16 protein-coding genes are annotated in these 20,642 nt (G+C 38.8%); 4 read left to right on the top strand and 12 right to left on the bottom strand.

Features of this window, described 5'->3' with window-relative positions; genetic code table 11:
* Nucleotides 1–77: 77 nt before the first annotated feature.
* Together ACJV2T_RS04570 and ACJV2T_RS04565 are read right to left on the bottom strand one after the other, a co-directional pair.
* Entirely contained in the window at nt 78–1,889 is a 1,812-nt protein-coding gene (locus ACJV2T_RS04570) for a PASTA domain-containing protein (RefSeq protein ID WP_419399288.1), read from the bottom strand.
* A 113-nt stretch (nt 1,890–2,002) separates the two neighbouring features.
* Entirely contained in the window at nt 2,003–4,666 is a 2,664-nt protein-coding gene (locus tag ACJV2T_RS04565) for a DNA gyrase/topoisomerase IV subunit A (RefSeq protein ID WP_415687286.1), read from the bottom strand.
* A gap of 161 nt (nt 4,667–4,827) precedes the next feature.
* On the opposite strand from ACJV2T_RS04565, the gene ACJV2T_RS04560 reads away from it, so the two are divergent.
* Entirely contained in the window at nt 4,828–6,087 is a 1,260-nt protein-coding gene (locus tag ACJV2T_RS04560) for an alkaline phosphatase family protein (protein ID WP_419399287.1), read from the top strand.
* Between the two features lie 139 nt (nt 6,088–6,226).
* Here ACJV2T_RS04560 and sepH read toward each other — a convergent pair whose 3' ends face one another.
* On the bottom strand, nt 6,227–7,432 hold the full coding sequence (gene sepH, locus ACJV2T_RS04555; protein WP_419399286.1) for a septation protein SepH: 1,206 nt from the start codon (nt 7,430–7,432) through the stop codon (nt 6,227–6,229).
* A 158-nt stretch (nt 7,433–7,590) separates the two neighbouring features.
* On the opposite strand from sepH, the gene ACJV2T_RS04550 reads away from it, so the two are divergent.
* The 3 genes from ACJV2T_RS04550 (at nt 7,591) to ACJV2T_RS04540 (ending at nt 10,837) form a co-directional block, all read left to right on the top strand.
* Nucleotides 7,591–7,884, top strand: a complete 294-nt coding sequence (locus ACJV2T_RS04550; protein WP_119526708.1) for a DUF4193 domain-containing protein — start codon at nt 7,591–7,593, stop codon at nt 7,882–7,884.
* Nucleotides 7,885–8,364, top strand: a complete 480-nt coding sequence (gene dut, locus ACJV2T_RS04545; protein ID WP_415683011.1) for a dUTP diphosphatase — start codon at nt 7,885–7,887, stop codon at nt 8,362–8,364.
* Nucleotides 8,365–8,485: 121 nt separating this feature from the next.
* Nucleotides 8,486–10,837, top strand: a complete 2,352-nt coding sequence (locus tag ACJV2T_RS04540) for a RelA/SpoT family protein (RefSeq protein WP_415686876.1) — start codon at nt 8,486–8,488, stop codon at nt 10,835–10,837.
* 89 nt (nt 10,838–10,926) lie between these two features.
* On the opposite strand, the gene ACJV2T_RS04535 is transcribed toward ACJV2T_RS04540, so the two are convergent.
* From ACJV2T_RS04535 to ACJV2T_RS04495, 9 genes are all read right to left on the bottom strand, one after another.
* Entirely contained in the window at nt 10,927–11,208 is a 282-nt protein-coding gene (locus tag ACJV2T_RS04535) for an HU family DNA-binding protein (protein WP_004119480.1), read from the bottom strand.
* A 206-nt stretch (nt 11,209–11,414) separates the two neighbouring features.
* The gene (locus ACJV2T_RS04530; RefSeq protein WP_419399285.1) at nt 11,415–13,850 is read right to left on the bottom strand and encodes a lysylphosphatidylglycerol synthase transmembrane domain-containing protein; all 2,436 of its coding nucleotides are present in this window, start codon (nt 13,848–13,850) and stop codon (nt 11,415–11,417) included.
* A 15-nt stretch (nt 13,851–13,865) separates the two neighbouring features.
* Nucleotides 13,866–15,308: an adenylosuccinate lyase gene (gene purB / locus ACJV2T_RS04525; RefSeq protein WP_415689704.1), complete on the bottom strand. Its 1,443-nt coding sequence runs from the start codon at nt 15,306–15,308 to the stop codon at nt 13,866–13,868.
* A gap of 61 nt (nt 15,309–15,369) precedes the next feature.
* Nucleotides 15,370–16,977 (bottom strand): alpha/beta hydrolase, encoded by a 1,608-nt coding sequence (locus tag ACJV2T_RS04520; RefSeq protein WP_415683014.1) that lies wholly within the window; start codon nt 16,975–16,977, stop codon nt 15,370–15,372.
* Nucleotide 16,978: 1 nt separating this feature from the next.
* Nucleotides 16,979–17,167, bottom strand: coding sequence for a hypothetical protein (locus ACJV2T_RS04515; protein WP_415683015.1), 189 nt, complete (start codon nt 17,165–17,167; stop codon nt 16,979–16,981).
* A gap of 111 nt (nt 17,168–17,278) precedes the next feature.
* The gene (locus ACJV2T_RS04510) at nt 17,279–17,869 is read right to left on the bottom strand and encodes a DUF6466 family protein (protein WP_419399284.1); all 591 of its coding nucleotides are present in this window, start codon (nt 17,867–17,869) and stop codon (nt 17,279–17,281) included.
* Nucleotides 17,866–18,981: a vWA domain-containing protein gene (locus tag ACJV2T_RS04505; protein WP_415689706.1), complete on the bottom strand. Its 1,116-nt coding sequence runs from the start codon at nt 18,979–18,981 to the stop codon at nt 17,866–17,868. Before ACJV2T_RS04505 ends, ACJV2T_RS04510 begins: the two co-directional genes overlap by 4 nt.
* Entirely contained in the window at nt 18,978–20,114 is a 1,137-nt protein-coding gene (locus ACJV2T_RS04500; RefSeq protein WP_419399283.1) for a vWA domain-containing protein, read from the bottom strand. Before ACJV2T_RS04500 ends, ACJV2T_RS04505 begins: the two co-directional genes overlap by 4 nt.
* Complete coding sequence (locus ACJV2T_RS04495) at nt 20,114–20,641, bottom strand: hypothetical protein (protein ID WP_419399282.1); 528 nt, start codon at nt 20,639–20,641, stop codon at nt 20,114–20,116. The genes ACJV2T_RS04500 and ACJV2T_RS04495 overlap by 1 nt, the downstream gene beginning before the upstream one ends.
* Nucleotide 20,642 lies beyond the last annotated feature (1 nt).

Raw genomic sequence — 20,642 nt, 5'->3', positions numbered from 1 at the left:
CGAAAACCATTAGCGCAATTATTTAGCACGATTTTGCAGCAAACCGACTAAATTGCCAGATACTGCAGATAAAAGCACTAATTAAAGGTTTTTATAATATCAAACAATGACCAGTTAATAGGTTCTTCAACCTTATAGTAAACATTGCTGTCATCCGGAGCTGGCGCGAAAGGCACTGGCTTGTTCTTTTTCGTCGGAACAAACGGGCTAGTCGGATAATCGGGTCCACCCTCACTATCATCAGGAATAGCTACTTGTGTTTTATCGTACAGCTTTGAATCCCTTCGCATAATGAATGGTCGGCTAAAATCAGGCTTATTTTTGCCTTTGCCTTTAAAGTATCCGCTTTTTTCAAGTTCATCAAATTTTGTATTTACAGGAACAAGCACAAAGAAATCATGCATTTTGTAGGTTAATCCTGTATTAGCATCTTTGTCAGAACCTTTATATACTCCTTGATCATCAAATTTTTCAGGATTACTCTCAATGTCTATTTCTTTACCATGTTCACAAATTCGTGAACCTGATGTTGGTGGGAATATATCGTTTCCGCAAGATGGCAAATCTAATCCTTTGTAGAATTCTACTGCGCCAGTATCGCCGGAAAGCAAATGATTTTTCATCATGTCATTCATAGGTAATTTTTTATCGTATAAAATAAATCCCGATATATCTTGCGAATAGTTATTCATACTAAGATCATTTTCATCACTTATCATCATAGGTGACGTTCCATCATGCATTAAATCGCCAATGCGTGTTCCTAATACAACTGTAGATTCACCTTCAACAAACGATGGTGCTTCATTGAAGTACAGACAATCGCCGCCTTTCTTGCACCAAACTCCTGCAATTGGTGAAAGGCCTTTTGTTACGCGAACATCGATTTTTTTATCGACTTCATTTAGTTTATATGGTTTAGTTAATACTTCTTTTGTTTTACTTGCATCAACACCGTAATACACTGTAATGTCGCCAGTGTTCATGGCATACAAGTCGCCTAAATTAGGGTAGGAGCCTGTAATCTTGCCAACGAAATCTTTCGAAGAGAATCTTGGTTCTAATTTATAGTTAGTTATGCCAGCTTTCTTAAGCATATTCTTTGCAGTATTCGTATCTTTTCCTAATATGTCTGCAGGCACAACTTTCCCATAGTCTTCACTAGCAATAGGGGTAGCAACAGCAATATGCATATTGTCACCTTCGTAAGCAGGAACAAAAGCATGTCCAGGAGTTGGGTAAGTTGCTACAACAGTACCAGGCTTTGAAGTTGCAGGAACTTTATGAACCTCTACTTTTAAGCCCATTTCTTTTACTTCGTCAGTAATTTCGTTTACAGTCTTTCCCATAACGTTTTTTGGCATACCTGGACCAAGAGATTCCACAACTGTTATTTTTGTGGAATTTTTAACCTTACTACCTGGCTTAATGCCCTTTAATGAAACAAAGGAACCTTTTTTGCGTTTATTAAGTTCCCTAACAATTTGTACTTTAAAACCTTTTGATCGTAAATTCGTTGCAGCAGCTTGAGCATTTGTATCTTTAATTGCTGGAACTGTAACCATACCTGAATTTGGCTGTACTTGCGTTATGTAATAAATTGTTCCAGCGGTCGCAACTATAGCTAGAACGATTATTGCGCAAATAATTGAAATGAATGCACCTTTTTTCTTATGATTTTTATTACTTTCATTAGTTTCTTCTTGCAACTCTTGCACGTGTGTCTGTTGCTCTACTTGATTTATTTCTTGTTCGTTAGCTTGCTCATTGACTTGTTCTTTAGCTTGCTCCTCAGATTGCTTTGTGTAATTTTCGTTAGGAGTACCGCATTGTTCGCAAAACTTTGCGTCGTCTAACATGCTACTGCCACAATTAGTGCAAAATAACATATTTTCCCTTTCTCTTTAAAAACTTATCTAGTTTTTAATAGCTTTAGTTTTATATTATCTATTTTCTTATCAATTACTAATTGTTAGTAATTTTCTAGAAATTGTTTGTAATCCTATCCAATATGTGCAATTGGTGAAACGAGTTCAGTTCCAGAAGCGTCCCTACGCATATCTGGCTTAGGTAACTCAACATTGCTTCCACCTTCCGTAACTGCTTGCAATGGATAGTATCCAACATACGCGTGTATCAACGTATCTTGACCTTTAAGGAATCTTTGCGAGCGCACACCGCCAGTTGCGCGACCTTTTGTTGGGTACATGTCAAATGGAGTAATCTTTGCAGAACCGTTTTCGGTTCCAGGAAGAGCTTCACTGTCTCCAGCAACGGTGAATACTACTGTTCCAGAAGCGGAGAATAATCCATTTTCACCTTCTTCATAATGCCACTCTATTGATTTTTCTGGCACCACTGCGAAGGTTGCAACTTTAGCGCCTTCTGATAAACGAATGCCTGCCATTCCGCCTGCTGTGCGCCCTTGAGGTCTAACTTGTTTAGCGTCAAAAGTAAGTAATGATGAATCATTACTAATGAACACAAGTCTGTCATTGTCTTTTGCTGGAGCTGCAGCAATAACGGTGTCGTCATCTTTCAAATCAATTATGCTCCATGAATCCATGGTAGTTGGAGCTTCAAAATTCCATCTTTTAACTACACCGTTTCGTGTTCCGATTGCAAGTGGAGTAGCGTCTTGTGAGGCATTAAATGCTATTGCTGAAACTACATGTTCTCCTCTTACTGGATCAGTGCTTTGTGTGGAAGTTAGCAGTTCTTGTGCTTTTACTCCGTGGCTCAGTAGTGCAGGTTTTCCTTCTTCGTAGTTAAGTTGTGGCAAATCTGCAACATGAGCTAGAACTAGTCGACCAGATGAAGTAACAAGAGCATAAGTTGAACGCGTTGTTGTTTCAAACATTGTTTTACAAGGAGTGTTAAATACGTTGTTATTGTGTGAATTCCAATGTTCTAACACTTCAGTGCTTGTTCTAGCAATTAGCCCGGAAGTGCTTAATGCTACTGCGCAAGGTTCGTCACTTAATTGCATTGCAACAGAAGATGCGTCAGCTTCTCCGGTTTTACGAGCTGCATTAGCTGCTGCAGCCAGATCTGCTTGAGTTGAAGTAATTTTATTTGCTGATTGCACAGCTTTAATCGCAATATCCTCACTGTTTTTATTTATGCTGGAGGCTACTGGAGTAAAACTACCATCTTCATTTTCGTCAAGCAAAATTGTTCTGCGCGGAGTATCCCATTGTTTAACTGCAGAATCCATATCTGCTATTACTACGTGGTCAAGCTTCGCTTCAGAACTTAATATTTGATTCAGTTCTTCAATTTTTTTGAGCAAATCGTCGCGTTCAGCTTCGAGCTCTATTCGGCTCATTTTAGTAAGTCTGCGAAGACGCAAGTCAAGAATGTACTGTGCTTGAATTTCGTCAAGATCAAATACTTTAATTAACTTAGTTTTTGCACTATCTGCATCCTCAGATGAACGAATAACCTGAATTACTTCATCAATATCAAGAAGTGCAAGAAGCAAGCCGTCAACCAAATGTAAGCGTTCTTGAGCTTTTTTGCGCCTAAATTCACTGCGTCTGCGTACTACTGTTCTGCGGTGAGAAATCCAAACGTCTAATAGCTCTCTCAAGCCCATTGTGTGAGGTCTGCCGTCAACAAGTGCAACATTGTTAATAGTAAAGCTCTCTTGCAAAGGAGTGTGCTTAAAAAGTTGAGCAAGCACAGCGTTAGGATCAAAGCCTGTCTTAATCTCAATAACAATGCGAGTTCCGTTATGTCGATCTGTTAAATCAATAGCACCTGAAATACCGTCTAATTTTCTTGATTTAACTCCTTGAGAAATTCTTTCCAAAACGCGCTCTGGGCCAACCATAAACGGAAGTTCTGTAACAATAATAGCTTTTTTGCGAGCAGTAATATTTTCTATATGTGTTGTAGATCTTGTAGTGAATGCTCCGCGACCTGTTGCGTAAGCTTCGCGAATGCCACTTCGACCAATGATAATTCCTCCGCTAGGCCAGTCAGGTCCTGGAACTAGTTTCATAAGATCATCTAGGGTTGCGTCAGGATGTTTCATAACATATTTTGCTGCAGCAACTACTTCGCCTAGATTATGCGTCGCCATATTTGTTGCCATGCCTACAGCAATTCCAGAAGCGCCATTTACTAAAAGATTTGGAATAGCTGCAGGAAGCACAGTAGGTTCTTTTAGTTTATTGTCGTAATTTGGCACGAAATCAACTGTGTCTTCGTTGATATCCGCGTTCATACCTAGTGATGCAGGAGCTAAACGCGCTTCGGTGTATCGAGAAGCTGCTGGACCGTCGTCAAGAGAGCCAAAATTACCGTGTCCGTCAACAAGTGGCAAGCGTAGTGAAAATGGTTGAGCTAGGCGAACCATTGCCTCATAGATTGCAGAATCACCGTGAGGATGAAGTTTACCCATTACTTCACCAACAACGCGCGCTGATTTCATATAAGCATGATCAGGACTCAAATTCATATTGCCCATTTGATACACAATGCGTCGCTGCACTGGTTTCATTCCGTCTCGTGCGTCCGGTAAAGCTCGAGCATAAATAACTGAATAAGCATATTCCAAGAAGGATTTGCTCATTTCTTCATTCAATGGTGTTTCAACAATATGCTCTTTAACTTTTCTTGGGTCGAAAGCTTGCTGTGTTGAGTGATGGCGTGAGGGCATATTTAGAACTCCTTGAATGACATTACGGCTATCAATCTTAGCAATTTATATGCACAAACAGCATGTTTTTGCTGAATTTTTCAGCAATTTGACTAGTTATTTATATAAATATTTGTTATTCGCGTTTTGTTCAATGCAATATAAGTGGTTCAATAGTAAGTATGAGTGCTGAAATACCGTCTGAAAATGATCTTTTACAATTCGTTGGAAATGTTAAGTACGGTGATTTTTCTAATTTCGCAGTTAATGAAGATTTTTCTTACGATTTTAATGAAAAAAATCTTGGGGGAGCGTTACATATATCTTCGGTTCTTCCAGCTTTAAGTGATGCAATAGATGCTCCTGTTAAAACAGCTATTCATAACGATCCACACGCTTTGCGAGAAAGTCTTGGTTTCCCTAAATCTAATTCTGCAATTGTAGTGCTAATAGATGGTTTAGGATACTGGAATATTCTTATGCGCAAAGGTCACGCTCCTTATTTACGATCCTTGCTTAACGAATCAATAAATCAACGACCAATTAGCACGTGCGTTCCAAGCACAACTGTTGCTGCAATGGCTACTTTTGGAACAGGCACATGTCCTGGTCTTACTTGCATGACTGGTTACACGCAAAAAAATTCTCAAAATGGTAAACTTGCGCAGCTTATCCAATTTAATGATGCACCTGATCCGCTAGTTTTGCAGCAAGAGCCAACTATATTTGAAAGTTTAGTTTCTAATGGAGTCCGTGCAGATAGCGTGGGATTAGCAAAGTTTGAAAATACACCTCTTACAAAAGCTGCTTTTCGTGGAGCAAATTATATTACTGCTGGAACTCCTAGAGCTCGCATTCTTAAGGCTGCTAATAGCAGTAAAACTCCAGGTTTAACTTATATGTATTTACGTGACGCTGATAAAACCGGTCATAATTATGGTTGGGATTCTCAGCAGTGGGTTTCTGTTTTTGAGCAAATTGACGAACAGTTGCGTCTTTTGCGAGCAAATTGTGCTCCTGGAACATTAATCGTTATTACTGCAGATCATGGGATGATTAAATCTGATCCAAGTAAGCGAGTTGATATTGCTAAGCATGATGAGCTGATGAAAGGCGTATCGATGGTTGGCGGTGAACCTCGTTCTGTAATGTTGTATGCTAACAGTGACGCAAATCCTGAAGATATTATTTACCGTTGGCGCGAATATTTTGGAACTAATGCAATTGTACGCAGTAAAAAACAAGCTATTGACGATGGTATTTTTGGTTTAGTAAACAACAGGGCAGAGGCTGTTATTGGTGATGTTATTGTGCAAGCTTGTGGAGCTTACACAATTGTTGATTCTCGCATTCAATCCGATAAAGCTATGAGTTTACCTAGCGTGCATGGATCGATGACTCACATGGAAATGGATATTCCGTGCCTCATAGATTTAGTGTAAGCGAGTTTTTGCTTCTAATATTGAAAAATATTTTTATAAATCGCAACTTAGCAAATAAAAATGTGTGGCACTTAAAATTTTACTAAAAGTGCCACACGTATTGTCAATAAGCGAAAAATTTATTTTTTAAACTTCTTATTTAGCTTTCGCCAAATAATATTTCATCCCAGCTTGGTACCGCTGCTCTTCCAGCTTTACGTTTATTGTGCTCAGAAGATGATTTTTCTTGACTATTAGTATTAATTTCTTGATTATTTTTAGCAGAATTTTGATTACTTTCAGAAGTATTTTCTTGCAAAGTTTTGCTAGCAATATCTGCTTTTTCAGCATTTTGAACTTTAGCAGCCAATGATTTTTGTGCTTTTTTAGACTCATTGGCGATTTTGCTATTCGTTTCGTTTCTATTATTAGATTCAACATCCGGTTGCATTAACGATGGCTGTTGAGGGTTATCTTCTTTAAATTGCGTATTTGTTTTAGTAGAACGCTCAGAATAGCCTTTTTCTAATACTTGCTGTATGTCAGAACTATTGTCCTGAATTTCGAGCGAAGATTGGACTTGCGCATCTGCAAGTTTGTCACTGTTTCTAAGTTCCCATTGAGAAACAGCTCGTTCAATTCTGGCAGAACGAATAGAATTTCCAGGAAGCTCTTCAGTGTTGAACGGGAAATTAATGCTCACAGTATCTCTATAAGCTCCACCATATGGAGACTGTTTAGAAGTATCAGCTGCATTGACATCTTCGCCAAGCAACAATCTAGACGAAGGGTTCGCGCACGTAACAGAGTTGTCATGCATGTTCCATGTCCACTCAGCTTTAATAGTGCGAGTAGCAGTTTTGAAAGTAGCACTAATTCGCCATGGCTCTAATCCTCGGCGTGTTGCTTTCCATTGCACTGTTTCCATGCCAATATGTGCTTTAGCTAACGTTCTCTCAATTAAATCTGCAATAGTGCGCATATTGCTTTGTTTAGGAGCAGGTACTAGAAGGAACTGCTCAATTGCATACTGCTTTTCTGTTTCAACGCCTGCAGAAAAACGCCTAACTTGTGTTTCGCTGACGTTGTATCTTTGCGCTACGTGTGAAGGTGTAACTCCTGCGCGAATCAATGCCTGAATTTGCGAAATAGGCAATGTTGCATTAGATTGCATAGAATTTGTGCCAGCATCTGCTGAGTTATGTTCATCGCTGTTTTTACTCGTAATTTTGTGTGAATCAGCGATGGCGCGTTCCAGCGTGTCGTCCACTTGAATACGTAACGGCGTGTTTTCACAAATGAAAATCAAATTGCCGTCTGCGTCAACATGGTCGAAACTCGCCTCTTTTGGCGGATTTTCAAGCATTATGCACCACTTTCTTCGCTTTTAACAATACTATTTATATACTTTAGTCCATACACTGCATTCTTTACCATTTTATTTAGAATAAAAAATGTGTAATATACGGGGTAGCATTCGTGTATGCTATGCGCGTAAGTAGCTTTAAAGACGAAAGGACCATAATGGCACAGGATTATGATTCTCCTCGTAGCAAAGATGAGGACGAAGAGTCGTTGGAAGCTTTGAGTAAAGGTTCTCAAAATTCAAGCAGCGACATTGACGATGATGAAAATGCTATTGCTGAAGACTACGAGTTACCAGGTGCTGATTTAAGTAACGAAGATGCATCTGTAACTGTTATCCCTATGCAAGGCGATGAATTTATTTGTTCTGAATGCTTCTTAGTTAAGCATCGCAGCCAGTTAGCTGAAACTAATGCTGATGGTCAGCCTGTTTGCAAGGAGTGCGCAGCTTAAATGGCATACGACGAGACCTATACTGGCCCCGAACAGGTTGAGGTATTAATTAAGTATCTCGATGATGAAACATCTACATTACAGCCGCTTTGCTACGCGCATGCAGGTGATGCAGGTGCCGATTTAAGAACTACCCAAGATTTTACTTTGCGTCCTTTCCAGAGAGCGCTTGTTCCTACTGGAGTTGCTATAGCTTTACCTGCAGGTTATGTTGCTTTAGTGCATCCTCGTTCTGGTTTAGCAGCAAAGCAGGGTGTGACTGTGCTAAATGCACCTGGAACAGTTGATGCCGGGTATCGTGGTGAAATTAAGGTTCCTCTTATTAATTTAGATCCTGAGAACACAGTGCAATTCCATAAAGGTGATCGTATCGCTCAAATGGTTGTACAACGTTATGTAGAAGCACAATTTATTCCCGCATCTAAATTACCTGAATCTGATCGCTCTGATAAAGGTTTTGGCTCCACTGGCGTACAATAATCTTTTTATAAATATCCGACCGGTTTTTAAAACTGAGTCGGATTTATTGTATGTATTTTTTGTTTTTGTAGTGTATTGAGCGAATTGCAGGTAGGATAGTAAAAGTACCAGGAGGTGCCAAATGGGTGAACTTCAAGAGGATGTAAAAGGATCCAATAGGCTCGGATGTGAAATCAGCGAAGATTCTCGAAATCCATTATTGCCAATATTGAGCATGTGCCAATGGCATCATCCTAATGAGGATATGAGCATTCTTCATAGAGCTTATGATCGTGCTGTAAAGCAGCATACAGGTCAAAGACGCAAATCTGGTGAGCCATACATTATTCATCCTCTTGCTGTAGCTCAAATTCTTGCAGATCTTGGAATGGGACCAATTGTTGTTGCTTCAGGATTATTACACGACACTGTAGAAGATACTGATTACACGCTAGAAGAATGTCGAGCTGAATTTGGCGATACTGTAGCAGGTCTTGTAGATGGTGTTACAAAAATATCCAACATGGAATATGGCGAAAGCGCTCAAGCAGAAACTATTCGTAAAATGGTTGTTGCAATGAGCCGCGATGTGCGAGTGCTTGTAGTAAAGCTTGCGGATCGTTTGCATAATGCTCGCACTTGGAGGTATGTTAAGCCATCAAGTTCACATAAAAAAGCAAGAGAAACTCTTGACGTATATGCGCCTCTTGCTAACCGTTTAGGCATGAATGCAATTAAAACTGAACTTGAAGAGCTGAGTTTTAAAGTACTGTATCCAAAAATTTATAATGAAATTGTTGTTTTAGTTGCTCGTAGAGCAGGTCAGCGCGAAGTTTATTTACGACAAATTCTTGAAGAAATTAATGCAGATCTTGCAGAACAACACGTTAAAGCATCAGTAAAAGGTCGACCAAAAGATTATTTCTCTATTTACCAAAAGATGATCGTTCGAGGTCATGATTTTGCTAATATTTACGATTTAGTTGGCGTGAGAATAATAGTCGATTCTATTCGTGACTGTTACGCAGCATTAGGTGCAGTGCATGCTCGATGGAGCCCTGTTCCAGGACGTTTTAAGGATTACATTGCAACTCCAAAGTTGAATATGTACCAAAGCTTACACACTACAGTTGTAGGTCCTGGTGGAAAGCCAGTAGAAATTCAAATACGTACATGGGATATGCATAGGCGTGCTGAATTCGGTATCGCAGCTCATTGGAAGTACAAAGCTAATGGTCAAGCTGGTCGTGCTTTAAGTAAGCCTGATAATGATGATTTAAAACGCGAAAATAGCATTGATGACAAAAAAGAGCTTAGCGAAGCAGATAATCTTAAGTGGATTCAACAGCTTGCTGATTGGACTAGTGAGACCCCAGATTCAGATGAATTCTTAGGTTCATTAAAGCAAGATCTTGGTGCTTCTGAAGTTTATGTTTTTACTCCAAAGGGGAGTATTGTTGCGCTTCCGCAAGATGCAACTCCTGTTGATTTCGCATATTCTGTGCATACTGAAGTTGGTCATCGCATGATGGGCGCTCGTGTAAATGGACGTTTAGTTCCTCTTGATACGAAGCTTTCAAACGGTGACACTGTAGAGGTGCTTACTTCAAAGTCGGATACAGCTGGACCATCTCGCGATTGGCTGAGTTTTGTAAAATCTCCTCGTGCTAGAAATAAAATACGCCAATGGTTTAGCAAGGAACGCCGCTCTGAGGCGATTGAAGAGGGCAAGGACGAGCTAACTCGCGCTATGCGTAAACGTAACTTGCCTTTAACTACTTTGATGACTCAGCAGGCATTAATTGGCGTTGCCGATGAATTGAATTTGCCTACTAACGTTGAGTCTTTGTATGCAGCTATTGGCGAAGGTCAAGTTTCTACACAGAATGTTATTTCGCGCTTAGTAAAAGATGCTGGTGCTGATGAAGTTGCAGAAGAAGTAGAACAAGAAGCATTGCCTTTACGCCATGTTGAGCGCAGCCATAAATCTAACGGCGCTTTGGGAGTATCAGTTAAGGGCGTTGGAGACGTTTGGGTAAAGCTTGCAAAATGTTGCATGCCAGTTCCAGGAGATACGATTATTGGTTTTATAACACGAAACCAAGGTGTATCTGTGCATAGGACTGACTGCCAGAACATGCTCGATTTGCAAAAAACTCAATCAGAGCGCGTTATTCCTGTTCAATGGACTAGCGATAAAGGCTTGTTCTTGGTTAAAGTTCAAGTTGAAGCATTGGATCGACAGCATCTTCTTTCGGATGTTACTCGCGTTCTTTCAGATCATGGAGTAAATATTCTTTCCGGAACTATTGCTACAGGCGATGACCGTGTTGCAACAAGTCAATTTACCTTTGAAATGGCAGATCCTCAGCACTTAGCAACTCTACTTGCTGCTATCCGTAAGATTGAAGGCGTTTTTGACGTTTACCGCATTACGGGAGCAAAAGATAGCGCAGAGCCGCGTTTGAGAAAAATGGAACGAGGAGATTTATAAAAGATGGGCACTCCAGCTTTGGAGTGCCCATCTTTGTTTTTGCGCAAATAGTATTTGTTTAATTTAATAAATACGAAAAACGCTTAATTTCAGGCGGTAACAGCCTTCTTCAACAAGGAGCCAGCAGAAATACGTACACCGTAAGAAGCTGGAATCTTGATGGTTTCACCGGTACGCGGGTTGCGGCCAGTGCGCTCAGCACGCTTTACGCGTTCTGCGGAGAACAGACCAGTAAGCTTCAAACCTTCACCGGACTGTAAAGCCTCAACGAACACATCCTGGAATGCGTTGACGGCGGCTTCGGCCTGTGCCTTGGTCAGGTTGGACTTCTGTGCGATCTTAGAAACGAGATCAGACTTGTTGTATGCCATGCAGCATCCTTTGTGTCAGGGGACCTTCTCTTCAAAGGTCACGTTCATACTAGATATTAGTACATTTTCCCTACAAATGTAGCCATTTTTGCATTTTTTTCTTAATATTTTTCATTATTTTTTGCTATTTTTTATTTAAAACGCACTTGCATCAAAACAGATACAATATTTGCTAATAAAAATACACAAATGTTTGTAAATCTCACTTATATAAGCTCATTATTGCTGAGCCACTTCATTGCAAACGCACCTAACGGAATTCTCAACCAGTAGAACATAAGCCTATAAAGAAGAGTGGCAGACAAAGCAACTGTTGGAGGAACGCCTACAGATGTAAATGCGAAAGTAAGAGAAGCTTCAACAGCACCCAAGCCGCCTGGTGTAGGTATTGCAGATCCAGCAGCATTAGCAAGTAAGAACAGTAAGATTGTTTCCCAAGGATTTGCGTAATATCCAAATGCAAGCAAAGAAATCCAATAACCCAATCCAATGCATGAAACAAGCACAATAGCACCAAAAGAGCCTGCAATAAGTTGCATAGGATGTGAAATAAGTTCCTTAATTTGATGGCCGTAATCAGATAATATTGGCAAATAATGTTTACGAATTACTTTACGAGCGGACGGAATAACCATTAAAACACAAACTATAAGTGTGATTATTCCAATGAAAGTAATGAGCATGTGAGTAGGAATCATTCCAGAAAGCACATTTTTACCAGTGAAAACGCCTATAGAAAGTAATACTAAAGTTGTCATTAATGCTTGAATAAGCCATACTGCACTAGTAATTGCTGTAGCTTGAGCTGAAGTGTACCCGTTTTTCTTTAATAATTGCATATTTACAAATGCAGGACCAACTCCAGCAGGCATAGAAACTGCTGTGAAACCAGAAGCTGCTTGAGATGCAAACAAAACATGTGCAGAAGGTTTTTGATCATCCATGAATGAGCCGAGCGTAATTGCAGATCCAACCCAAGCAAACATGCTGCAAGCAAAGCACATAAATACCATTACATTATCTGCGTGACGCAAGGCAGCAAATACTTCCTGAGGATGCCACTGTGTAGCAATAACAGCAACAGCAACAATCGAGAGAACCAAGCTAACAAAGAAACGTATATTGAAGCGCGCTAAACGCACAGTATCATAATCTTCTTCATCTGTGTGTAAAGCAACTGTTTGAGTTAGCTTATTGCAAAGATTTTGGAAAACTTTTTTATTCCACGATGGCAAAGATCTCGTAGAAGCAGGAATAGCTGCTTTTTGCATAAAAGGCAATAGTGCAGATAACTTTTCTGCACCCCATGTGTTAATAGCAGCTTTAAGAGCAGTGTCAATATCTGTGCAAGATGCAATAAGCGTTAAAAGCTGAACTTTATCAAGTGCAATATTTGTATCATCACTGGCAACATCGCCATTTTGCCAACCTGCAATAACTGGGGTTCCGTCTTCAAGCCTAGCAATAGTTTCAGGAGTGATGCGTCTATGCGTAATACCACGAGTATTAGCAGCATCTACATAACGCATTAATTTTGCTGCATCATCAATAGTTAAAGTATTCAAATTGCAAGGCAGTAGAGCGTTAGAAGCATGAAAAACCATTATTGAAGATTTATCACTGTCGCTTACTCCATAAACATTCGCTGTTGGCAAATGCATATTTCGCAAAACAAGAAGCATAGAAAGATGGTGATGAACAGAATGCCTAGCAGAACGATCTCTACGAGTCGGTATATCTACTAAACGCACCCACTGCCATAACTGATTTAAATAACCTGGTAAATGAACTTGATTATCTAATACTGAAATTACGTAACGTATGCCGTGAATATCTGTTGCATCATACAATCTTGAATTTTCAATTAAATCATCATCAAGACTCGAACGAAGTACTCCAGTATGATCAGCTTGCTGAGTTCTGCGAGTTAATTGAGTAAGATTATCTATGCCAATATTTTTTAAAGCAAGAACAATATCGTCACCCCAAGCACCCTTACTGCGCGTGCCTTTTGCGAAGCGAATAAGCGTACCAATTGCTCTTCCTAAGCAGTATGATACAAGAACAGCAGAGTAGGAGTCCCAAGATGAAAATAGAAGTATTGCTGTAACAATGAATAAAGCATTCCAGCCCCACATTACATGCTTATATTCGCGTCTAGGACCACTAACTGTAAGAAAAGCAACCAGAACAGCATACATGTCTGGAAGCAAATCAGCCCAAGTGTTATTAGACCGCATTTGTAAAGATTCAATCAAAGCTATATTGTGTGTAGAAAATATCGCAATAGATAACAGCCACACTGAACCATAACTTATAAACAGCGTAATAACAGAAATAGCGGTATCAATCCAACGCCTGTCAGAAACCATGTGTGCAATAACTTCTGCAACAACAATAAGAGTCAGACCTTGCTGTATCAGAACAAATGAAAGATTATTAAAAGATAATCCTATAATTTGAGTAGCATTTCGTGCATCAATCTTCATAGCATCAGCTGTTGCTGATAAACACATTGACGACAATAAAGTAAAAACGCCAATTACAACTGATGATATTGCATACAGCAAATCAGCCCAACTACGTACTAAGCTAGGCTGAGTATCTTCAATAACAAGATTTGGATTTATGCTAGATTGCATCGCTTTACCGTCTACTTAATCAATAAAGTCCACCAATCGTGAAGCAAATCCAGTGTAAGATTCTGGTGTCATTGCTTGCAAGCGAGCTGCAGTATTGGCATCAAAGCTACGAGATTTAATGAATTCTTCTACGTCACTTTGTGAAATATGGTGACCGCGCATTAATTCTTTTACTTGCTCATATGGTCGTTCCATACCAGGTACACCAGCAATTTCTTCAGCGCGCATTGCTGTTTGAATTGGCTCACCAAGAACTTCCCAATTTTCGTCTAATTCTTTTGCCATAAATTCTTTATTAGGATGAATAGAATTCAAACCACCTAAAAGATTATTCAAAGCAAGAAGAGCATAACCGAAAGCTGAGCCAACATTCCTTTGAGTAGTAGAATCTGTAAGATCACGCTGCCAACGGCTTTCAGTAAGAGTTGCACACAATGTGTCAAACAGTGAGCAAGAAATCTCAAGATTAGCTTCAGCGTTCTCAAAACGAATAGGATTAACCTTATGAGGCATAGTAGAAGATCCTGTAGCTCCCTTTACAGGAACTTGCACAAAAATGCCCCTAGAAATATACATCCACACGTCAACTGCAAGATTATGCAAAATATGGTTTATGTGACTTACAGTGCTATAAAGTTCAGCCTGCCAATCATGGCTTTCAATTTGAGTTGTTAATGGATTCCATTGAAGACCCATTCTATTTTCAACAAACTCTTGAGATACGCTAATCCAATCAACTTCTGGGAAAGCAGCTAAATGAGCTCCAAAAGTTCCTGTAGCGCCATTCAACTTTCCTAAATACTCTTGATTATCAAGATGACGAAGTTGACGACGTAAACGATAAGCAAACACTGCCAATTCCTTACCCAAAGTAGTTGGAGTAGCAGGCTGGCCATGAGTTAACGAAAGCATAGATAAATCTCTATATTCGTTAGCATTCTTAACTAAATAATCAACTATCGCTTCTAAATTCGGACGATAAACGTTTAAAACAGCTTGTTTTACGCAACGAGCAATAGAAAGATTATTAATATCTTCACTCGTGCATGAAAAATGTACTAGAGTTTTTAAATTTGAAAGTTCAGTAGCATGACCAAGCTTATTCTCTGCTTCGTCTAACGCATCGTCAATGTAGTATTCAACAGCTTTAACATCGTGATGAGTAATAGCCTCATGCGCAGCATGACGAGCGATTCCTTCAGCATCAAAATTTTCAGGAATAGAACGCAAATATGAGCATTCTTCATCAGTTAAAGGATTAACACCCTTAACAATTGGCTGGAATTGATTAGCTTCATAACCATTTGCGAGAAGAATCATCCACTCAACTTCTACACGCATGCGCTCGCGATTTAACGCAGGTTCGCTTAAATATTCAACGAGTGCGGATGTTTGATTATGATAACGCCCATCGAGAGGAGTCAGAGCTATTGCAGGAGAAATATCGGTAAGCTTCATAGTTTTAAGGTTACATCATGCTGCGAATTAGCTTAATTTTACTCAATAAGAATTAATTATTTTATTTTTTCATTACTCCTTGCCACAATGTAGTACTTTGCAATTTGCCATTAATAATATTGTTAAAATGCTGATCTTGCTCGCGCACACTTTTAGATCCGAGTTGAAGAGCATCTTCATAAGCTGCAGTATGGTAATGCAAATCATGAGTTAAAGTTCCTTCTTCTGGAACGTCATTAACAAATATTCCGTCATTTTCGAATTTTTTAGTCGAATATTGTTTGCCAGAAAAACGCGTGACTCCAGGAGGTAAAGAACGCTTAGATTCTTTAACATGAATTGCATGACCATGAATAGTCACCCAATTTTTTCCGCGAGGATTCTCTTTGCCGTCTAAAGAAGGCACAATCTCATCGTCCATCTCAATACTAGTAACCCAAGTTTTCTTAGGAATTGGATGATTTGCAATAGGAGATCCAGCAGTAACAACATGCTGTATGTTGTATTGCTTAGCGTAATCGCTTGCAATGCTTGCAGCAACAATACCTCCTTGAGAATGACCTACTAAAGCAACAGGTTCGTTAGGTTTAATGCCAGAACGTTTCATAGCTTCTACGACCATTCGAGTGCTATCAGCTTCTTTTCTAACTAAAGAACTATGACTCATTACTTCTGCGTTTTGTTCCCAACCAAAAGGAGAGTGTGCTTTACCGTCAGTTCCTGGAATTATCACTAACCATGACGAACTGCCATCGTTACGCTTAAACTGTTGAATTGCAATAGTAGCAGCATCTGGATTAACAAGTGGGGGCCTAACACCCAAATTTCCGCTTCCGAGTTCTGTTAAATTTTCTAAAGTTTCAAGCAAATTGCGTCCAGGTCTAGCAAGAACAGATCCAGGTTTTCTCCACGTCTCATTTACTTTAGTGAGAAGTAAATTATTACCTTGCTTTATGTTATTAATAGGCGCGCTTAGATAGCTAATAGCACTAGAGATAAATGGGACAGCTTCTAATAAATATTTTTTAGCATTATATAAAAAGTTTAATGAGGTTTCACGCTCTCCCTTACTTATACGGTCTTTAGCATTTCCAGCAATAAATATTTGCGATCCTGTAATAGGATTTAAAATAAAGTACTGCGACAAGCCACGAATAATTCCTTGTTGCAAACTATTAGTTGCATAGGACCATCTAGCAAGATTTTGGAAACCTGAATGATTTTTATTATCTTGATTAACGGCGAGACCTGCAGACAATAAAACAGGTAAAGCAAGAATAGGGCATGCAAGAACTGATAAAGAAATTTTGTTGTCTAAATCGTTTTTTGCACTAAATTCTGCATCTTCATACAAATTATTTGCTCTTGCAATAAGAAAAGCAAGATTTTCTAAATTTTGAGACATTAAATAACACTTATTAGCATATTCATTGCACATGCTTTCAGTTAAAAATGATTGCGAAGAATCATTAATATATGTTTCTGATTCTTTTTGCAAACTATAATTTTGACTGGCAATAACCATCGCTGCATTAAGCCATAAATTTTTTAGCGTAAGCAATTCTTTAGCAGTATCGTTTAGTTTTCTGGAAAAACTAATATACGCTTCTCTATCAGAAACGCTGAGCTTCATTCCGCCTACAACAGAGGACTTAACTTTCCAAGACATATTATATTCCTCCGCGAATGTTATATAACGCATACGCTTGTGCGGAAATATCTTTCATACTATGACGAAAATGTTCGGCTGCAAGCCCTTGCCAATCTTCTAATTCAGTCGCTGCAGATTCGGCCATAACGCAGCGAGCGCACTCTTGAGTGCGCTGTATAAGCCATTGCCATTCGTAATATGTGTGCATAATCGTTATTACACACGTTTATTAATGAAAAGTCACTAAAAAATATTCAATGTGGTTAAAAGGTTATTTAATGCTTATTGCTTCGCTTATAGATAATCGTTGAAGATTTAATTACCAAGGCCTATTGCTGCTTTCATCAGTTTTAGTACGTTTTTCTGTCTTTTCTGAACCTTGCTGGTCTTCTTGGTCCTGTGAATATTTAGAATCCACATGATCGTTCTGTTTTAGCAAGTTTTCAACTTTATTGCGCTGAGTATTGTCCAACTGAGGCTTAGACGAATCTGACTGCTTTTTATCTTTAGAAGAATTGTTAGAATTATCGTTTTTAAAATGATTGTTATGCTTTTTCGGTTTCTGCTGCTTATTAGTATTGTTTTGATTCTGCTTTAATTTTTCTGTTAACTTTCGTGATAATTCAGCATTTTTGTCAATACTATTTCGAAGTTGAGGAAGCAGTATCATTTCTTGAGATTTAGCATCATCAAATTGCGCATCAGTTTGCTGTTGCTGAGTTAAAAGCACATTCTTGTCGCTATCTATACTCTTGGAAGATTTTATGTTGGAAATAAGGCTATCAGTAGCAGCATTATATGCGTATTGTGCTCTCCAATTTACGATAGCAAAATACGTTACGAATATCGCAATAATCAAGAACAAGAATGTAACAATGCGAATAATTGTGCGACTAGACATGTGCTTCATACTAATTTCCTTGAAGTTATAAACCACGACATTAATTCCCAAATTAAAAGTATCGACGCAAATATTGCAAACGGCCAAATAATTGGTTCAGGTCTCAAACGAGGTTTTGCTGTCTCGTTCATTCTCCATTGGTGTGAAAGAATTGGTTTTGCTTCGTCACCAAATGTTACGTTTAAAGATGAGTGCATATACTTGCCGCTAAGCTCATCGGCAATATTTCGCAAATTCTTTTCATCAAGCTTTGAAATTCCAGGATTTCCTGTAGCAGGATCAATAACCCATTGATTAGAGGTATTGTCTTCGCTGTAGTCGTCAAGTTGCAGCTGTGTTTTTTCCAAAGGTATTTTTGCTCCTTTAGATGAGCCTATTCCAATAACAAATGCGTTAGTAATATAAGCTCTGAGCGATGAAAATGTGCGGCGCTTTCGTTGAGTTGTTTCCTCACCATCGCTTAAAACATACAAAACTGTTGTATCATCTGGATGAGCATCATGTATAGCTTTTGCAGTAAGCAAAGTTTGATCTATAGGAGCGTCAAGACTAGTTCCAGTAGCTACGCTAGTTGGCTCAGTTCGTAGAGTATTTATCCAATTGTCAACTGCTCTAGCATCAGGCGTTAATGGAACATCGACAGACGTAGAAGCACCAAAAGAAATAGCAGCAAAACTTGAGTTAGCATAGGATTTTGTTATTTGACGAATAATATTCCTTGCTGCATCAATACGCTCAATCTTACTATTTTTTGCATAATCAGCGTCTTTTGCTCTCATTGAACCTGTTATATCTAGAGCAATAATCACATTTGTTGCATTTACTGCCCTTTGTAAAGTTGAACGCATAATACTTGGAGATAGCACGCAAATTATTAGCATTATGCATATGCCAATACGTCTTAATCTCATGCAAAAAGTTTCATCACTTGATTCAGGTTTCCTACGTATAGGCACAATTTCAAAAAACATTGCTGCCAACAAAACTAATATTGCAATAATCGCAATAATCCAGCCATATGATGGAGAAAAAACCAACTGACCTGCTTGAGAAGTGTCAGAAGCTTCAGTTTTAGCGTGTGCAAACAGTAGGGTAGTAGCAGAAAATAGTGTTGTTGTCATCGCTTCATCCTCTTTGCAATAGCTAGCCAAATCACAACGCTAAACACAGTAAGCAAAACCCAAAGACCAGGATCGTCGCTAAATGCAGACTGAGCAGCGCCTTGAGGAATTGCAGTATGCCTTTTTTCAATTTCTTTTACTAAATTAATAACAGAATCAGAATTGCGTTGAGAAAGGAAAATTCCGCCATGAGATTCAATAAGCTGCTTCATTTCTAACGTAGCATCATCATTCTCATTCTGTTTTGCGCCAGAATATAACCCGTCGACAGTAATTTTAGCTTGTTTTGTTAAATCTAAAGCTTGCTTTAATGAGTAAGTTTGTTTTCCAGAGACAACATTATCTGTAGCAAGAACAATGGAAGAACTTCTATTAAAACGGCTTTGTATTTTATGGTTATTATGGGCAGAACCATAAATAAAACCTGGAAGCATTGCTGCGCAACTAACTAAACCGTCTCCAATAAGAGATGTTGCGTTTTTGCGATTTTGAGTTCCTTCAAGCCAGTCAGAAATTTCCTGATATTGGCGTTGTTGTAAACGATTAATACGACTTTGCGATTGAACTCCGCCAAGTAAATTTGCAGCATATTGCAATTGTTTTTTAGCTAGTCGATAATCGTCAGTAAGTGGAAAAACTGTTCTAGATGTGGAGTTAAAAATGCTCAATCCAATGCGTTCACCCTGAAAATGCTCAATAAAATTAAGATACGCTTGAATTACTTCGCGATCATATGGTAAAGCAGAACCTGAAACGTCTAAGCATAAAACAATGTCTCTAGAACTGACTTGCTCGTTCGCATTAAACACTCGGGCTGGCCTAGAAGCAACAGCAAGAGCACTGCACAAAGATAGTACCAATGCAGCCGTGGCAAACCTTCTAAACATTCGCCACATATACCATGAATGACTAGTAGTAGTTCCTTGTAAATCATTGTCAAAAGTAAAAGTATAGAATTTTCGAGTAATATTACTAGCTTGACTCTTATACTTCTTTTTTAAAATATTGCTACGAATGGAATCTAAAATTAGTAAGATAGCAAAAATTGCTACAGAAATAACAACGCCTGCAACAAAAAGCAAAGGCCATTGCCATCTCCATGGCCATATGTATTCCCAAACATTATTACTCATCAACGTTTGTCCTTCGTTTGCCAGCCTTCAAGCAATACTAAAACCCATTCAGCAGCCTGCTCAACAGTAGTATTTCGCGCTTGCTCGTTTGCTTTGCGATCAGCAAATTCTGGAGGATACAAAGCAGATATTGTTTGGCGTAACATATCAGCACCTTTTTTATTGCGCCATTTCAAACGCAAAGAAGTCAATTCTCCCAAAGTGTGAGTTTGAATATCTTCACCGCTAATCTTCGAAACATAAGATCTAGCAATAGACGCCAATTTTGCACAAGCCTGATCTTTAGTAAGTTCATTGTTATGATACTTCTCAACAATCTCATCAATATCTTTGCGCCAAGCTTGTTTGTTTACATTATGAACATGAACTGCTTCTGTAGAATTGCTACTTTCAGATAATTTCTTTGGCTTTTTAAAAGAAAAATATAAAACTGCACAAGCAATAAAGATAACAACAATCGATGCAGAAAGTAGTATTAAAAAAAGCGTTTCATCATGTAAAGGCTTTTGAATATCTTCCAGGCTCATT

Source organism: Gardnerella phocaeensis (assembly GCF_048545075.1).
GTDB classification, from domain to species: Bacteria; Actinomycetota; Actinomycetes; order Actinomycetales; family Bifidobacteriaceae; genus Bifidobacterium; species Bifidobacterium vaginale_J.
Note: the sequence above shows the minus strand (reverse complement) of the source record. Positions and strands in the feature narration are given on the sequence as shown.

Coding starts and splice junctions, on each gene's coding strand:
- ACJV2T_RS04560 (WP_419399287.1), top strand. CDS start 4,828: ATGAGTGCTGAAATACCGTCTGAAAATGATCTTTTACAATTCGTTGGA.
- purB (WP_415689704.1), bottom strand. CDS start 15,308: ATGAAGCTTACCGATATTTCTCCTGCAATAGCTCTGACTCCTCTCGAT.
- ACJV2T_RS04540 (WP_415686876.1), top strand. CDS start 8,486: ATGGGTGAACTTCAAGAGGATGTAAAAGGATCCAATAGGCTCGGATGT.
- ACJV2T_RS04570 (WP_419399288.1), bottom strand. CDS start 1,889: ATGTTATTTTGCACTAATTGTGGCAGTAGCATGTTAGACGACGCAAAG.
- ACJV2T_RS04550 (WP_119526708.1), top strand. CDS start 7,591: ATGGCACAGGATTATGATTCTCCTCGTAGCAAAGATGAGGACGAAGAG.
- ACJV2T_RS04515 (WP_415683015.1), bottom strand. CDS start 17,167: ATGCACACATATTACGAATGGCAATGGCTTATACAGCGCACTCAAGAG.
- ACJV2T_RS04510 (WP_419399284.1), bottom strand. CDS start 17,869: ATGAAGCACATGTCTAGTCGCACAATTATTCGCATTGTTACATTCTTG.
- ACJV2T_RS04505 (WP_415689706.1), bottom strand. CDS start 18,981: ATGACAACAACACTATTTTCTGCTACTACCCTACTGTTTGCACACGCT.
- ACJV2T_RS04500 (WP_419399283.1), bottom strand. CDS start 20,114: ATGAGTAATAATGTTTGGGAATACATATGGCCATGGAGATGGCAATGG.
- ACJV2T_RS04565 (WP_415687286.1), bottom strand. CDS start 4,666: ATGCCCTCACGCCATCACTCAACACAGCAAGCTTTCGACCCAAGAAAA.
- dut (WP_415683011.1), top strand. CDS start 7,885: ATGGCATACGACGAGACCTATACTGGCCCCGAACAGGTTGAGGTATTA.
- ACJV2T_RS04495 (WP_419399282.1), bottom strand. CDS start 20,641: ATGAGCCTGGAAGATATTCAAAAGCCTTTACATGATGAAACGCTTTTT.
- ACJV2T_RS04535 (WP_004119480.1), bottom strand. CDS start 11,208: ATGGCATACAACAAGTCTGATCTCGTTTCTAAGATCGCACAGAAGTCC.
- ACJV2T_RS04520 (WP_415683014.1), bottom strand. CDS start 16,977: ATGTCTTGGAAAGTTAAGTCCTCTGTTGTAGGCGGAATGAAGCTCAGC.
- sepH (WP_419399286.1), bottom strand. CDS start 7,432: ATGCTTGAAAATCCGCCAAAAGAGGCGAGTTTCGACCATGTTGACGCA.
- ACJV2T_RS04530 (WP_419399285.1), bottom strand. CDS start 13,850: ATGCAATCTAGCATAAATCCAAATCTTGTTATTGAAGATACTCAGCCT.